This is a genomic window from Pseudomonas brassicacearum subsp. neoaurantiaca (assembly GCF_013608025.1).
In the GTDB taxonomy this organism is placed as follows: domain Bacteria; phylum Pseudomonadota; class Gammaproteobacteria; order Pseudomonadales; family Pseudomonadaceae; genus Aquipseudomonas.
This window is the reverse complement of sequence record NZ_VDLV01000016.1, coordinates 87590-101898: the sequence shown is the minus strand read 5'-3', so window position 1 is coordinate 101898 and position 14309 is coordinate 87590. Positions and strand designations below refer to the sequence as shown.

Here is a 14309-nt window from a genome sequence, read left to right as displayed (position 1 = left end):
TGCACCGGCGTTGAAATGTTCCGCAAGCTGCTCGACGAAGGTCGTGCTGGCGAGAACTGCGGTGTGCTGCTGCGCGGCACCAAGCGTGACGACGTTGAGCGTGGCCAGGTTCTGGTCAAGCCAGGCACCGTCAAGCCGCACACCAAGTTCACTGCTGAAGTCTACGTTCTGAGCAAGGAAGAAGGCGGTCGCCACACTCCGTTCTTCAAAGGCTACCGTCCACAGTTCTACTTCCGTACAACTGACGTGACTGGTAACTGCGAGCTGCCAGAAGGCGTTGAAATGGTAATGCCAGGTGACAACATTCAGATGACTGTTACCCTGATCAAGACCATCGCGATGGAAGACGGCCTGCGTTTCGCTATCCGTGAAGGCGGTCGTACCGTCGGCGCCGGCGTCGTAGCCAAAGTCATCGAGTAAGACTCTTATAGAGTCAGTTCGATGAACAGGAAAGCCCCCGCTTAGCGGGGGCTTTTTTATTGGGTTGACACCTATCGGGGGCGTCTATAGAATTGCGCCTCCTTTTAACGGGCGTATTGCGCCCGGTGGGAATAGCAGCCGGAGTCTGAAATCCAATGCAAAATCAGCAAATCCGTATCAGGTTGAAGGCTTTTGACCATCGCCTGATCGACCAATCCACCCAGGAAATCGTGGAAACCGCGAAACGTACTGGTGCTCAAGTGCGTGGTCCAATTCCACTGCCTACCCGTAAAGAGCGGTTCACCGTTCTGGTCTCCCCGCACGTCAACAAAGACGCGCGTGACCAGTACGAGATCCGTACTCATAAGCGCGTTCTGGACATCGTCCAGCCAACGGATAAAACCGTTGATGCTCTTATGAAGCTCGATCTTGCGGCCGGTGTGGAAGTGCAGATCAGCCTCGGCTAAGACTCGGTCTTAGTCGTGTAACGCTCTGAAATGGGCGGCCATAGCGGGTGAAAGCCCCGTACACTCATGAGGTTTACAACATGACTATTGGTGTAGTCGGTCGTAAATGCGGTATGACCCGTATTTTCACCGAAGAAGGTGTCTCCATTCCGGTCACGGTCATTGAGATCGAGCCGAATCGCGTCACCCAGTTCAAAACTGAAGAGACCGATGGCTATCGTGCAGTGCAAGTCACTGTCGGCGAGCGTCGCGCTTCGCGTGTAACAGCAGCTCAGGCTGGCCACTTCGCCAAGGCGAACGTAGCCGCTGGTCGTACCGTAATGGAATTCCGTCTTGAAGAAGGCGAGTACCAGGCCGGCGATCTGATCAACGCTGAAATCTTCGCCGCTGGTCAACTGGTTGATGTAACCGGTCAGTCCAAGGGTAAAGGCTTCCAGGGTACGATCAAGCGTTGGAACTTCCGCGGGCAAGATAACACCCACGGTAACTCCGTATCCCACCGCGTTCCAGGCTCTATCGGCCAGTGCCAGACTCCTGGTCGTGTATTCAAGGGCAAAAAAATGTCCGGTCATATGGGCGCTGAGCGCGTGACCGTGCAGTCCCTCGAAGTAGTGCGCGTGGACGCTGAACGCAATCTGTTGTTGGTCAAGGGCGCTGTTCCTGGCGCTACTGGCGGCAACTTGGTTGTACGTCCAGCAGCCAAGGCTCGCGGTTAAGGGGAAGCTGACATGCAATTAAATGTAAATGACGCTCAAGCGATCGAAGTTTCCGAACTGACATTTGGCGGCGAATTCAACGAGACGCTGGTTCACCAAGCAGTCGTGGCCTACATGGCTGGCGGCCGTCAAGGTAGCAAGCAGCAAAAGACCCGTTCCGACGTTTCCGGTGGCGGTAAGCGCCCATGGCGTCAGAAAGGTACTGGCCGTGCTCGTGCCGGTACTATCCGTAGCCCAATCTGGCGTGGCGGCGGTACCACTTTCGCAGCTCGTCCTCAGGATCACTCCCAGAAGCTGAACAAGAAGATGTATCGCGCAGCAATGCGTTCCATCCTTGCTGAGCTGGTGCGTACTGATCGTCTGGTCGTGGTTCAGGACTTCGCTGTTGAAGCACCGAAAACCAAAGATCTGCTGAACAAGCTGAATGGCATGGGCCTGACTGACGTCCTGATCGTGTCTGACGCTGTTGATCAGAACCTGTATCTGGCTGCTCGCAACCTGCCACACGTCGACGTTCGTGACGTGCAAGGTTCCGATCCGGTCAGTCTGATCGCATACGACAAGGTGTTGATCACCGTGTCGGCCGTGAAGAAATTCGAGGAGCTGCTGGGATGAACCAGGAACGCGTATTTAAAGTTCTGCTTGGCCCGCACGTTTCCGAGAAGGCTACGGTTCTGGCAGACAAGAAAGGCCAGTTCGTTTTCAAGGTTGCTACCGACGCAACCAAGCTGGAAATCAAGAAGGCCGTCGAAAGCCTGTTCAGCGTGAAAGTAGAGCGCGTGACTACCCTGAACGTTCTGGGTAAAAGCAAGCGCACTGCTCGCGGTCTGGGCAAGCGTAATGACTGGAAGAAGGCAGTTATCTCCCTTCAGCCAGGCCAAGATCTCGATTTCAGCAGCAGTGCTGAGTAAGGAAGGGGTGCATCATGGCAATCGTTAAATGCAAACCGACTTCCCCTGGCCGCCGTTTTGTGGTCAAGGTGGTCAACCAGGAGCTGCATAAAGGCGCTCCTCACGCACCGCTGCTCGAGAAAAAATCGAAGTCTGGTGGTCGTAACAACAATGGCCGTATTACCACTCGTCACATTGGTGGTGGTCATAAGCAGCATTACCGTCTGGTCGACTTCCGTCGCAACGACAAGGATGGCATCGCTGCCACCGTCGAGCGTATCGAATACGATCCAAACCGTACTGCTCACATCGCTCTGCTGCTGTACGCAGATGGCGAGCGTCGCTACATCATCGCCCCTAAAGGCGTGAGCGCTGGCGACCAGCTGATCGCAGGTGCCTTGGCGCCGATCAAGCCGGGCAACGCTCTGCAACTGCGCAACATTCCAGTTGGTAGCACCGTACACGGCATCGAATTGAAGCCAGGTAAAGGCGCGCAAATCGCTCGTTCCGCTGGTGCTTCGGCTCAGCTGATCGCTCGTGAAGGTGTCTACGTGACCCTGCGTCTGCGTTCTGGTGAGATGCGTAAAGTACTGGCTGAATGCCGTGCGACCCTGGGCGAAGTCTCGAACTCCGAGCACAGCCTGCGTTCGTTGGGTAAAGCTGGTGCCAAGCGCTGGCGTGGCGTTCGCCCAACCGTTCGTGGTGTTGCCATGAACCCGGTTGACCACCCACATGGTGGTGGTGAAGGTCGTACCTCTGGTGGTCGTCATCCGGTATCGCCATGGGGCTTCCCGACTAAGGGCGCGAAGACTCGTGGTAATAAGCGTACCGACAAAATGATCGTCCGTCGTCGCAAGTAAATAGAGGGATACGACAGTGCCACGTTCTCTGAAAAAAGGTCCTTTTATTGATCTTCACCTACTGAAGAAGATCGAAGTGGCGGCGGAAAAGAACGATCGCAAACCAGTTAAGACCTGGTCGCGCCGTTCGATGATCCTGCCACAAATGGTCGGTCTGACCATTGCTGTACACAACGGTCGTCAACACGTCCCAGTTCTCGTTAACGAAGACATGGTCGGCCACAAACTGGGCGAGTTCGCCGGTACCCGCACTTATCGCGGGCACGTGGCAGACAAGAAAGCCAAGCGTTAAGGGGTTAGGAAATGGAAGTAGCCGCTAAGTTGTCGGGCGCTCGAATCTCCGCCCAGAAAGCCCGCTTGGTCGCCGACCAGATCCGCGGGAAGAAGGTGGGCGAAGCGCTCAACCTGTTGGCTTTCAGCAGTAAGAAAGCCGCCGAGATCATGAAAAAAGTGCTGGAGTCGGCCGTAGCCAACGCCGAGCATAACGAAGGCGCAGACGTTGATGACCTGAAGGTCAGCACCGTTTTCGTCAACGAAGGGCGTTCGCTGAAGCGCATCATGCCACGTGCCAAAGGCCGTGCTGATCGCATCGTCAAGCGGTCTTGCCATATCACTGTCAAGGTTGCTGACAAGTAACGGAGTCGAAGAGATGGGTCAGAAAGTACATCCCATTGGCATTCGCCTGGGAATCGTCAAGGAGCACACCTCCGTCTGGTACGCAGACGGTCGGACTTATGCGGACTACTTGTTCGCTGATCTGAAGGTGCGTGAGTATCTCCAAGACAAACTAAAAAGCGCGTCCGTCAGCCGTATCGATATCCATCGTCCGGCTCAGACTGCACGTATCACCATCCACACCGCTCGCCCAGGTATCGTTATCGGGAAGAAAGGTGAAGATGTTGAGAAACTGCGTCAGGACCTGACCAAGCAAATGGGTGTGCCTGTGCACATCAATATCGAAGAGATCCGCAAGCCGGAACTCGACGGTATGCTGGTTGCGCAGAGCGTAGCTCAGCAGCTGGAGCGTCGCGTAATGTTCCGTCGCGCTATGAAGCGCGCTGTACAGAACGCAATGCGCATTGGTGCCAAAGGCATCAAAATCCAAGTGAGCGGTCGTCTCGGCGGTGCTGAAATCGCACGTACTGAATGGTATCGCGAAGGTCGTGTGCCACTGCACACCCTGCGTGCCGACATCGACTATGCCAACTACGAAGCTCACACCACCTACGGTGTGATCGGTGTAAAGGTTTGGATCTTCAAAGGCGAAGTAATTGGTGGTCGCCAAGAAGAACTGAAGCCACAAGCACCAGCGCCTCGTAAAAAAGCTGCTAAGTAAGGGGTACGCCAAATGTTGCAACCAAAGCGTACGAAGTTCCGCAAGCAGATGACCGGTCACAACCGTGGCCTGGCATTGCGCGGTAGCAAAGTCAGCTTCGGCGAGTTCGCGCTGAAGTCTGTTGCTCGTGGTCGTCTCACCGCTCGTCAGATCGAGTCAGCGCGTCGTGCTCTGACCCGTCACGTAAAACGTGGCGGCAAGATCTGGATCCGTGTATTCCCGGACAAGCCTGTCACCAAGAAGCCACTCGAAGTTCGGATGGGTAAAGGTAAGGGTAACGTGGAGTACTGGGTTGCCCAGATTCAGCCAGGCAAAGTCCTGTATGAAATCGAGGGTGTTTCTGAAGAGCTGGCGCGTGAGGCTTTCGCCCTGGCTGCTGCAAAGCTGCCGCTCGCCACCTCCTTTGTTAAACGGACGGTGATGTGATGAAAGCGAATGAACTTCGTGAAAAATCAGCACAGCAGCTGAACGAGCAACTGCTCGGCCTGCTGCGCGACCAGTTCAATCTGCGTATGCAGAAAGCAACTGGCCAGTTGGGGCAGTCTCATCTGCTCTCGCAAGTTAAGCGTGACATCGCTCGCGTGAAAACTGTGCTCAACCAGCAGGCAGGTAAGTAATCATGGCTGAAGCCGAAAAAACTGTCCGTACGCTGACTGGCCGTGTTGTCAGCGACAAGATGGACAAAACCATCACCGTTCTGATCGAGCGTCGCGTTAAGCACCCGATCTACGGTAAATACGTTAAGCGTTCGACTAAGCTGCACGCGCACGACGAAACCAATCAGTGCCACATCGGCGACAAAGTCACTATTCGTGAAACTCGTCCGATGGCCAAGACCAAGTCTTGGGCGCTGGTTGATGTTCTCGAACGCGCTGTGGAAGTCTAAGGGCTAGGGGTCGGAGAAATTATATGATTCAGACTCAATCCATGCTCGATGTGGCCGATAACAGCGGCGCTCGCCGCGTTATGTGCATCAAGGTGCTGGGTGGCTCCCATCGTCGTTACGCTGGTATCGGTGACATCATCAAAGTTACCGTCAAGGAAGCAATTCCTCGCGGTAAGGTGAAGAAAGGTCAAGTGATGACTGCTGTTGTAGTCCGCACTCGCCACGGTGTTCGTCGTGCTGACGGCTCCATCATCCGCTTTGATGGCAACGCTGCTGTTCTGTTGAACAACAAGCAAGAGCCAATCGGCACCCGTATCTTTGGGCCAGTGACCCGTGAACTTCGTACTGAGAAGTTCATGAAGATCGTCTCGCTCGCCCCAGAAGTGCTGTAAGGAGATCCGACATGCAAAAGATTCGTCGTGACGACGAGATCATCGTGATCGCCGGCAAAGACAAGGGTAAGCGCGGTAAGGTGCTGAAGGTTCTTGCTGACAACCGTCTGGTTGTTGGTGGTCTGAACCTGGTCAAGCGTCATACCAAGCCTAACCCGATGTCGGGCGTACAGGGCGGTATCGTCGAGAAAGAAGCGCCACTGCACGCTTCCAACGTCGCCATTTTCAACGGCGAAACCAACAAGGCTGACCGCGTTGGTTTCAAAGTAGAAGACGGTAAGAAAATTCGTGTCTTCAAGTCGACCCAAAAAGCGGTTGATGCTTGAACACTGCTAGGTAGAAGACCATGGCACGACTAAAAGAGATTTACCGGAAGGAAATCGCACCGAAACTTAAGGAAGAACTTAAGCTTTCGAACGTGATGGAAGTTCCGCGCGTTACCAAAATCACCCTGAACATGGGTCTGGGCGAAGCGATCGGCGACAAAAAAGTCATCGAGCACGCTGTTGCCGACCTGGAAAAGATCACCGGCCAGAAAGTCGTCGTGACCTACGCTCGGAAATCCATCGCTGGCTTTAAAGTCCGTGAAGGTTGGCCGATCGGCGTCAAAGTGACCCTGCGCCGTGAGCGTATGTACGAGTTCCTGGATCGTCTGCTGTCGATCTCCCTGCCTCGGGTTCGCGACTTCCGCGGCCTGAATGCCAAGTCCTTCGATGGTCGTGGCAACTACAGCATGGGCGTAAAAGAGCAGATCATTTTCCCGGAAATCGATTACGACAAGATCGATGCTCTCCGCGGTCTGGACATTACCCTGACCACCACTGCTCGGACGGATGAAGAAGGTCGCGCATTGCTGCGTGCTTTCAAATTCCCGTTCCGCAACTGATTGGAGTAGGACAATGGCCAAGAAGAGCATGAAGAACCGTGAGCTGAAGCGTCAGCTCACCGTTGCCAAGTACGCCACCAAGCGTGCAGCGCTGAAAGCTATCATCGTTGATCTGAACGCAAGTCCAGAAGCGCGTTGGGAAGCTACCGTAGCACTGCAGAAGCAGCCACGTGACGCGAGCGCTTCGCGCATGCGTAACCGCTGCCGCCTGACTGGTCGTCCGCACGGCGTGTACCGCAAGTTCGGCCTCGGCCGTAACATGTTGCGTCAAGCTGCTATGCGTGGTGACGTTCCAGGTCTGGTTAAAGCCAGCTGGTAAGCACCGTCAAAGTCACGATGTTCGGGGTCGCAAGATCCTGACCATCGGTGGCCTTGAACTTGAATCAAGCCCCTTTTGGGGCTTGATTCATTTCTGGGGTGTGTCTAGAATACCCGGCTCGCCTGAGCCCGTGTTTTTATTGCGCGGATGCGCTCGGCGACACGTACTAGCCGAAAGGCTAATTTTTTGTGTATTAGGAGCGTCTAGCCCATGAGTATGCAGGACCCGTTAGCGGACATGCTAACTCGTATCCGTAATGCCCAGATGGCTGAAAAGTCCGTCGTAAGCATGCCATCTTCTACTTTGAAGGTAGCTGTTGCCAAAGTCCTGAAGGACGAAGGTTACATTGCGGGTTATCAGATCAGCAGCGAAATCAAGCCTCTGCTGTCCATCGAGCTGAAGTACTTCGAAGGCCGTCCGGTCATCGAGGAAGTGAAGCGCGTTAGCCGTCCTGGCCTGCGTCAGTACAAGTCCGTTGAGGATCTGCCGAAAGTTCGTGGCGGCCTGGGCGTGTCTATCGTCTCCACCAACAAAGGTGTGATGACGGATCGTGCTGCGCGCGCTGCCGGTGTCGGCGGCGAAGTTCTTTGCACTGTGTTCTAAGGGGGGATAAGCATGTCACGCGTCGCTAAGAACCCCGTTAAGCTGCCAGCCGGTGTCGAAGTCAAATTCGCAGGCCAACAGCTTTCGGTGAAGGGTGCCAAGGGCACTCTGCAACTGAACATCCATTCGTCCGTTGAGATCGTTGAAGAAGCTGGTGAGCTGCGTTTCGCTGCTCGCAATGGCGATCAACAGACTCGCGCAATGGCTGGTACCACTCGTGCGTTGGTAAACAACATGGTCCAAGGCGTAAGCCAAGGCTTCGAGCGCAAGCTCCAGCTGGTCGGTGTTGGTTACAAAGCGCAAGCAAAAGGCACAGTGCTGAACCTGGCTCTTGGCTTCTCGCACCCAGTGGATTATGAACTGCCGGAAGGCATCACCGCTGAGACTCCTAGCCAGACCGATATCCTGATCAAGGGCATCGACAAGCAGCTGGTAGGTCAAGTGGCCGCCGAGATCCGCGACTTCCGTCCACCAGAGCCGTACAAAGGCAAAGGTGTGCGCTACGCGGACGAAGTCGTCCGTCGTAAAGAAGCCAAGAAGAAGTAGGGCATAGCAAATGACCGACAAAAAAGTTACTCGACTGCGTCGCGCTCGCAAAGCACGCCTGAAAATGCACGAACTCGAAGTCGTGCGTCTCTGCGTGTTCCGCTCGTCGCAGCACATCTACGCCCAGGTCATTTCGGCCGACGGCAACAAAGTCCTGGCAAGTGCCTCGACTTTGGATAAAGAACTGCGTGATGGTGCCACTGGCAACATCGACGCGGCCACTAAGGTTGGCCAGCTGGTCGCTACGCGTGCTAAAGCCGCTGGCGTCTCGCAGGTGGCTTTCGACCGCTCTGGCTTCAAGTACCACGGCCGCGTCAAGGCGCTGGCTGATGCTGCTCGTGAAGCTGGGCTGGAGTTCTAAGTTATGTCAAATAACGACCAAAAGCGCGACGAAGGCTACATCGAGAAGCTGGTTCAAGTTAACCGCGTAGCCAAAACCGTAAAAGGCGGCCGTATCTTCACTTTCACCGCGTTGACCGTGGTTGGTGATGGTAAGGGCCGTGTTGGCTTCGGCCGTGGCAAGTCGCGTGAAGTGCCTGCTGCGATCCAGAAGGCAATGGAAGCTGCTCGCCGCAACATGATCCAGGTTGATCTGAACGGCACCACCCTGCAGTACGCAATGAAGTCCGCCCATGGCGCTTCGAAGGTGTACATGCAGCCTGCTTCTGAAGGTACCGGTATCATCGCTGGCGGCGCTATGCGTGCTGTCCTCGAAGTTGCTGGCGTTCAGAACGTTCTGGCCAAGTGCTACGGCTCGACTAACCCGGTAAACGTGGTTCACGCCACTTTCAAGGGTTTGAAAGCAATGCAGTCTCCTGAATCCATTGCCGCCAAGCGTGGCAAAAGCGTCAAGGAGATCTTCTGATCATGGCTACCGTAAAAGTTACGCTGATCAAAAGCATGACCGGCCGCATCCCTAACCACAAACTGTGCGTTAAGGGTCTGGGTCTGCGTCGCATCGGTCACACTGTAGAAGTCCTGGATACTCCCGAGAATCGCGGGATGATCAACAAGGCTTACTACATGCTGCGTGTCGAGGGTTAATCGATGAAACTCAATGATCTGAGTCCAGCGCCGGGTTCCCGTCGCGAAAAGCATCGTCCGGGCCGTGGTATCGGTAGTGGTTTGGGCAAGACCGGTGGCCGTGGCCACAAAGGTCAGACCTCCCGCTCCGGTGGCACCATTGCTCCAGGCTTTGAAGGCGGTCAACAGCCGCTGCATCGTCGCCTGCCGAAGTTCGGTTTCGTTTCCCTGAAAGCCATGGACCGCGCAGAAGTGCGTCTGTCCGAGCTGGCCAAAGTGGACGGCGACGTCGTCACCGTGCAGTCCCTGAAGGATGCCAACGTGATCAACCAGAACGTTCAGCGTGTGAAAATCATGCTGTCGGGCGAAGTTGCTCGTGCTGTCACCATCGGAAAGGGAATCGGCGCCACCAAAGGTGCGCGTGCGGCTATCGAAGCAGCTGGCGGCAAGTTCGAGGAATAAATGGCTAAGCAAGGTGCTCTCTCTGCGCTCGGCAAAGGCGGTATGTCTGAACTCTGGGCTCGTCTGCGTTTTCTGTTCCTGGCGATTATCGTCTACCGAATAGGCGCACACATCCCGGTTCCAGGTATCAACCCGGACCGACTCGCGGACCTGTTTCGACAGAATGAGGGGACCATTCTTAGCTTGTTCAACATGTTTTCCGGCGGCGCGCTGGAACGGATGAGCATCTTTGCACTGGGGATCATGCCGTACATCTCGGCATCGATCATCATGCAGTTGATGACCGCCGTCAGCCCGCAGCTGGAGCAGTTGAAGAAGGAAGGTGAAGCTGGCCGTCGCAAGATCAGCCAGTACACCCGCTACGGCACTGTCGTCCTCGCTCTCGTTCAAGCCATTGGCATGTCCATTGGCCTGGCGGGGCAGGGCGTATCGTTCACTGGTGACTTTAGCTTCCATTTCGTTGCGGTAACCACTTTTGTGGCGGGCGCAATGTTCATGATGTGGCTGGGTGAGCAGATTACTGAGCGTGGTGTTGGCAACGGTATCTCGATGTTGATCTTCGCAGGTATCGTCGCCGGTCTTCCGAGAGCAATCGGGCAGTCTTTCGAGTCTGCGCGTCAGGGTGATATCAACATTTTTGCCCTGGTTGCCATCGGTTTGCTGGCAGTAGCGATTATCGGTTTCGTGGTGTTCATTGAGCGTGGCCAGCGTCGTATTGCTGTTCACTACGCCAAGCGTCAGCAGGGCCGCAAGGTATTTGCTGCGCAGACCAGCCACTTACCGTTGAAGGTGAACATGGCCGGCGTTATCCCGGCCATTTTCGCGAGCAGCATCCTGCTGTTCCCGGCTTCGTTGGGTGCCTGGTTCGGCCAGTCTGAAGGTATGGGCTGGTTGCAGGACATCTCGCAGTCGATCGCTCCTGGTCAGCCGTTGAATATTCTGCTGTTTAGTGCAGGGATTATTTTCTTCTGCTTCTTCTATACGGCGTTGATGTTCAATCCGAAAGACGTAGCGGAAAACCTGAAGAAGTCCGGTGCCTTTATTCCGGGCATTCGTCCTGGTGAGCAGTCTGCGCGCTACATTGATGGCGTTCTGACCCGCTTGACCATGTTCGGTGCTCTTTACATGACGGCCGTCTGTTTGCTTCCCCAGTTCCTGGTGGTTGCGGCAAACGTTCCGTTCTACCTTGGCGGGACCTCGTTGCTGATCGTGGTCGTGGTTGTGATGGACTTCATGTCCCAAGTACAATCGCACCTCGTTTCGCACCAGTACGAATCCCTGATGAAGAAAGCCAACCTGAAGGGCTACGGCAGCGGCATGTTGCGCTGAGTAGCGTCCATAAGGTTCGAGGAGTTGGTGATGAAAGTTCGTGCATCGGTGAAAAAGCTGTGCCGTAACTGCAAGATTATTCGCCGCGAAGGTGTTGTTCGGGTAATTTGCAGCGCGGAACCGCGTCACAAACAGCGCCAAGGCTGAGTGTGATTGTGCTTTAAGCCCGGCAGCTAGTGCGCTGCCGGGTTGATTATTTGTTATTACAGCGATATTATCTCGCGCCCTATTTCTTGGCTTCCGGGGCGTAGGTAGCTGTCAATTGGAGTCCCACTGAATGGCCCGTATTGCAGGCGTTAACATTCCAGATAACAAGCATACTGTTATCTCGCTGACCTACATCTATGGTGTTGGTCGCACTACTGCACAGAAAATTTGTGCAGAGACTGGGGTCAACCCAGCGGCAAAGATCAAGGATCTGAGCGACGAGCAAATTGAACAGCTGCGTGGCGAAGTGGCGAAGTTCACCACTGAAGGTGACCTGCGTCGCGAAATCAACATGAAAATCAAGCGCTTGATGGACCTCGGTTGCTATCGCGGTCTGCGTCATCGTCGTGGTCTGCCAGTACGCGGTCAGCGTACCAAGACCAACGCGCGTACCCGTAAAGGTCCGCGTAAGCCGATCCGCAAGTAATCGCCCCAGCGAATCGACAGGAATTTAATCATGGCAAAACCTGCTGCTCGTCCTCGTAAAAAAGTTAAAAAGACAGTGGTTGATGGCATCGCCCACATCCATGCATCTTTTAACAACACCATCGTGACCATTACCGACCGTCAAGGTAACGCTCTTTCCTGGGCTACCTCCGGTGGTTCGGGTTTCCGCGGTTCCCGCAAGTCCACCCCGTTCGCTGCTCAAGTAGCTGCTGAGCGTGCTGGTCAAGCTGCGCTGGAATACGGCCTGAAAAACCTCGACGTCAACGTCAAAGGTCCAGGTCCAGGTCGTGAATCCGCAGTCCGCGCTTTGAACGGCTGTGGCTACAAGATCGCCAGCATCACCGACGTGACGCCAATCCCGCACAACGGGTGCCGTCCGCCGAAGAAGCGCCGCGTGTAATCCAGGAGATTGTAAAGAATGGCTCGTTACATTGGTCCAAAATGCAAACTCGCTCGTCGCGAAGGCACCGATCTCTTCCTGAAGAGCGGCGTGCGCGCGATCGAATCGAAGTGCAACATTGAAGCAGCACCTGGTATCCACGGCCAACGCCGCGGTCGCCAGTCCGACTACGGCACCCAACTGCGTGAAAAGCAGAAGGTCCGTCGTATCTACGGCGTTCTCGAGCGTCAATTCAGCGGCTACTACAAAGAAGCTGCTGGCAAGAAAGGCGCAACCGGCGAAAACCTGTTGCAACTGCTCGAATGCCGCCTGGACAACGTTGTATACCGTATGGGTTTCGGTTCTACTCGTGCCGAATCCCGTCAGCTGGTATCGCACAAGTCGATCAGCGTTAACGGTCAGACCGTAAACGTTCCGTCCTACCAGGTTCGTGCTGGTGACGTGGTTGCTGTTCGCGAGAAAGCAAAGAACCAACTTCGCATTGTCCAAGCTCTCGATCTGTGTGCCCAACGTGGCCGCGTAGAATGGGTAGAAGTAGACACTGAGAAGAAGTCGGGCGTTTTCAAGAACGTTCCTGCTCGCAGTGATCTGTCCGCCGACATCAACGAAAGCCTGATTGTCGAGCTCTACTCCAAGTAAGGGCTAGAAAATAGGTGCATCCATGCAGATTTCGGTAAATGAGTTCCTGACACCCCGCCATATTGATGTGCAGGTTGTCAGTCCAACCCGCGCCAAGATCACACTCGAGCCTCTCGAGCGTGGTTTCGGCCACACCCTGGGCAACGCGCTGCGCCGCATCCTGTTGTCCTCAATGCCCGGCTGTGCAGTAGTCGAGGCCGAGATTGACGGTGTGCTCCACGAGTACAGCGCCATCGAAGGTGTACAGGAAGACGTAATTGAAATCCTGTTGAACCTTAAAGGTCTGGCTATCAAGCTGCACGGTCGTGACGAAGTTACGCTGACCTTGTCGAAGAAGGGTTCGGGGGTGGTTACCGCTGCCGATATTCAGCTGGATCATGATGTCGAGATCGTTAACCCCGATCACGTAATCGCTAACCTGGCGTCTAACGGCGCCCTGAACATGAAGCTCACCGTAGCTCGTGGTCGTGGTTATGAACCGGCAGACTCGCGTCAGAGCGATGAAGACGAAAGCCGCAGCATCGGTCGCTTGCAGCTTGACTCTTCGTTCAGCCCGGTTCGCCGTATCGCATACGTGGTGGAAAACGCCCGTGTCGAGCAGCGTACCAACCTGGACAAGCTGGTTATTGATCTGGAAACCAACGGTACCCTGGATCCTGAAGAGGCTATCCGTCGTGCAGCAACCATCCTGCAACAGCAGTTGGCTGCGTTCGTCGACCTCAAAGGTGACAGTGAGCCAGTGGTTATCGAGCAGGAAGACGAGATCGATCCGATCCTGCTTCGCCCGGTTGACGATCTGGAACTGACTGTACGTTCGGCTAACTGCCTTAAGGCGGAAAACATCTACTACATCGGCGACCTGATTCAGCGTACCGAAGTAGAGCTGTTGAAGACTCCGAACCTTGGCAAGAAATCCTTGACTGAAATCAAGGACGTTCTGGCCTCCCGCGGTCTGTCCCTCGGCATGCGCCTCGACAACTGGCCGCCTGCAAGTCTTAAGAAGGACGACAAGGCGACTGCCTGATCGTCGTAATCACCGAACGTTGTGTTTGGTAAGGAATGAACCATGCGTCATCGTAAAAGTGGTCGTCACCTGAGCCGCACCAGCTCGCACCGCAAGGCCATGTTTCAAAACATGGCGGTGTCGCTGTTCGAGCACGAGCTGATCAAAACTACACTGCCGAAAGCCAAAGAACTGCGCCGCGTTGCCGAGCCGCTGATCACTCTGGCCAAGACAGACAGCCTGGCTAACCGCCGCCTGGCTTTCGACCGTACTCGTTCGAAAGCTATCGTTGGTAAGCTCTTCAACGACCTGGGCAAGCGTTACGCTACCCGTGAGGGTGGCTACCTGCGCATCCTCAAGTGCGGTTTCCGCGCTGGCGACAACGCGCCTATGGCGTACGTCGAGTTGGTTGATCGTGCTACTGCCGGCGAAGCTGTAAGCGCCGAGTAAGACGACAGTCTGCAACGAAGAACCGGGC

29 protein-coding genes are annotated in these 14309 nt (G+C 55.2%); all 29 read left to right on the top strand.

What is annotated here, in order from left to right; translation table 11 throughout:
- Positions 1–420, top strand: a 420-nt coding sequence (locus FHK92_RS13295) for an EF-Tu C-terminal domain-related protein (RefSeq protein WP_375154609.1), incomplete at its 5' end; no start/stop codon positions are given.
- Between the two features lie 155 nt (positions 421–575).
- On the top strand, positions 576–887 hold the full coding sequence (gene rpsJ / locus FHK92_RS13290) for a 30S ribosomal protein S10 (RefSeq protein WP_003186070.1): 312 nt from the start codon (positions 576–578) through the stop codon (positions 885–887).
- 80 nt (positions 888–967) lie between these two features.
- Complete coding sequence (gene rplC / locus FHK92_RS13285; RefSeq protein WP_003186059.1) at positions 968–1603, top strand: 50S ribosomal protein L3; 636 nt, start codon at positions 968–970, stop codon at positions 1601–1603.
- A 12-nt stretch (positions 1604–1615) separates the two neighbouring features.
- Positions 1616–2218, top strand: coding sequence for a 50S ribosomal protein L4 (gene rplD / locus FHK92_RS13280; protein WP_003186057.1), 603 nt, complete (start codon positions 1616–1618; stop codon positions 2216–2218).
- Entirely contained in the window at positions 2215–2514 is a 300-nt protein-coding gene (rplW, locus tag FHK92_RS13275) for a 50S ribosomal protein L23 (protein ID WP_002555488.1), read from the top strand. Before rplD ends, rplW begins: the two co-directional genes overlap by 4 nt.
- Before the next feature lie 14 nt (positions 2515–2528).
- The gene (rplB, locus tag FHK92_RS13270; RefSeq protein WP_003186055.1) at positions 2529–3353 is read left to right on the top strand and encodes a 50S ribosomal protein L2; all 825 of its coding nucleotides are present in this window, start codon (positions 2529–2531) and stop codon (positions 3351–3353) included.
- Between the two features lie 16 nt (positions 3354–3369).
- On the top strand, positions 3370–3645 hold the full coding sequence (rpsS, locus tag FHK92_RS13265) for a 30S ribosomal protein S19 (protein ID WP_002555486.1): 276 nt from the start codon (positions 3370–3372) through the stop codon (positions 3643–3645).
- An 11-nt stretch (positions 3646–3656) separates the two neighbouring features.
- Positions 3657–3989 (top strand): 50S ribosomal protein L22, encoded by a 333-nt coding sequence (gene rplV / locus FHK92_RS13260; RefSeq protein WP_003103908.1) that lies wholly within the window; start codon positions 3657–3659, stop codon positions 3987–3989.
- Positions 3990–4002: 13 nt separating this feature from the next.
- Entirely contained in the window at positions 4003–4689 is a 687-nt protein-coding gene (gene rpsC, locus FHK92_RS13255) for a 30S ribosomal protein S3 (RefSeq protein WP_003176422.1), read from the top strand.
- Between the two features lie 12 nt (positions 4690–4701).
- Positions 4702–5115, top strand: coding sequence for a 50S ribosomal protein L16 (gene rplP / locus FHK92_RS13250; RefSeq protein ID WP_003186052.1), 414 nt, complete (start codon positions 4702–4704; stop codon positions 5113–5115).
- On the top strand, positions 5115–5306 hold the full coding sequence (rpmC, locus tag FHK92_RS13245; protein ID WP_002555481.1) for a 50S ribosomal protein L29: 192 nt from the start codon (positions 5115–5117) through the stop codon (positions 5304–5306). The genes rplP and rpmC overlap by 1 nt, the downstream gene beginning before the upstream one ends.
- A gap of 2 nt (positions 5307–5308) precedes the next feature.
- Positions 5309–5575, top strand: coding sequence for a 30S ribosomal protein S17 (rpsQ, locus tag FHK92_RS13240; protein ID WP_003194644.1), 267 nt, complete (start codon positions 5309–5311; stop codon positions 5573–5575).
- A gap of 23 nt (positions 5576–5598) precedes the next feature.
- A complete protein-coding gene (gene rplN, locus FHK92_RS13235; RefSeq protein ID WP_002555479.1) occupies positions 5599–5967 on the top strand; it encodes a 50S ribosomal protein L14 in 369 nt (122 codons plus the stop codon).
- Positions 5968–5978: 11 nt separating this feature from the next.
- Positions 5979–6293 (top strand): 50S ribosomal protein L24, encoded by a 315-nt coding sequence (rplX, locus tag FHK92_RS13230; RefSeq protein ID WP_003186046.1) that lies wholly within the window; start codon positions 5979–5981, stop codon positions 6291–6293.
- A 20-nt stretch (positions 6294–6313) separates the two neighbouring features.
- On the top strand, positions 6314–6853 hold the full coding sequence (gene rplE / locus FHK92_RS13225; RefSeq protein WP_030140492.1) for a 50S ribosomal protein L5: 540 nt from the start codon (positions 6314–6316) through the stop codon (positions 6851–6853).
- A 13-nt stretch (positions 6854–6866) separates the two neighbouring features.
- Positions 6867–7172: a 30S ribosomal protein S14 gene (gene rpsN, locus FHK92_RS13220; protein ID WP_003186042.1), complete on the top strand. Its 306-nt coding sequence runs from the start codon at positions 6867–6869 to the stop codon at positions 7170–7172.
- A gap of 210 nt (positions 7173–7382) precedes the next feature.
- Entirely contained in the window at positions 7383–7775 is a 393-nt protein-coding gene (rpsH, locus tag FHK92_RS13215; protein WP_017848802.1) for a 30S ribosomal protein S8, read from the top strand.
- Positions 7776–7787: 12 nt separating this feature from the next.
- Positions 7788–8321 (top strand): 50S ribosomal protein L6, encoded by a 534-nt coding sequence (gene rplF, locus FHK92_RS13210; RefSeq protein WP_003186039.1) that lies wholly within the window; start codon positions 7788–7790, stop codon positions 8319–8321.
- Between the two features lie 10 nt (positions 8322–8331).
- The gene (gene rplR / locus FHK92_RS13205) at positions 8332–8682 is read left to right on the top strand and encodes a 50S ribosomal protein L18 (protein WP_003186037.1); all 351 of its coding nucleotides are present in this window, start codon (positions 8332–8334) and stop codon (positions 8680–8682) included.
- Between the two features lie 3 nt (positions 8683–8685).
- On the top strand, positions 8686–9186 hold the full coding sequence (gene rpsE / locus FHK92_RS13200; RefSeq protein WP_003186035.1) for a 30S ribosomal protein S5: 501 nt from the start codon (positions 8686–8688) through the stop codon (positions 9184–9186).
- A gap of 2 nt (positions 9187–9188) precedes the next feature.
- The gene (gene rpmD, locus FHK92_RS13195) at positions 9189–9365 is read left to right on the top strand and encodes a 50S ribosomal protein L30 (protein WP_003186033.1); all 177 of its coding nucleotides are present in this window, start codon (positions 9189–9191) and stop codon (positions 9363–9365) included.
- A 3-nt stretch (positions 9366–9368) separates the two neighbouring features.
- Positions 9369–9806 (top strand): 50S ribosomal protein L15, encoded by a 438-nt coding sequence (gene rplO, locus FHK92_RS13190; protein WP_042729623.1) that lies wholly within the window; start codon positions 9369–9371, stop codon positions 9804–9806.
- Positions 9807–11135 (top strand): preprotein translocase subunit SecY, encoded by a 1329-nt coding sequence (gene secY / locus FHK92_RS13185; protein WP_030140491.1) that lies wholly within the window; start codon positions 9807–9809, stop codon positions 11133–11135.
- Positions 11136–11165: 30 nt separating this feature from the next.
- Positions 11166–11282, top strand: coding sequence for a 50S ribosomal protein L36 (rpmJ, locus tag FHK92_RS13180; RefSeq protein WP_002555468.1), 117 nt, complete (start codon positions 11166–11168; stop codon positions 11280–11282).
- A 130-nt stretch (positions 11283–11412) separates the two neighbouring features.
- Positions 11413–11769, top strand: coding sequence for a 30S ribosomal protein S13 (gene rpsM / locus FHK92_RS13175; protein ID WP_009045849.1), 357 nt, complete (start codon positions 11413–11415; stop codon positions 11767–11769).
- A 30-nt stretch (positions 11770–11799) separates the two neighbouring features.
- Positions 11800–12189: a 30S ribosomal protein S11 gene (gene rpsK, locus FHK92_RS13170; protein ID WP_002555466.1), complete on the top strand. Its 390-nt coding sequence runs from the start codon at positions 11800–11802 to the stop codon at positions 12187–12189.
- Between the two features lie 18 nt (positions 12190–12207).
- Positions 12208–12828 carry a 30S ribosomal protein S4 gene (gene rpsD / locus FHK92_RS13165; RefSeq protein WP_003176404.1) on the top strand — a complete coding sequence of 207 codons (621 nt, stop codon included), beginning with the start codon at positions 12208–12210 and terminating at the stop codon, positions 12826–12828.
- 22 nt (positions 12829–12850) lie between these two features.
- Entirely contained in the window at positions 12851–13852 is a 1002-nt protein-coding gene (locus FHK92_RS13160; protein ID WP_003176403.1) for a DNA-directed RNA polymerase subunit alpha, read from the top strand.
- A gap of 42 nt (positions 13853–13894) precedes the next feature.
- Positions 13895–14281 (top strand): 50S ribosomal protein L17, encoded by a 387-nt coding sequence (gene rplQ, locus FHK92_RS13155; RefSeq protein ID WP_003176402.1) that lies wholly within the window; start codon positions 13895–13897, stop codon positions 14279–14281.
- The last annotated feature ends 28 nt before the right edge of the window (positions 14282–14309 follow it).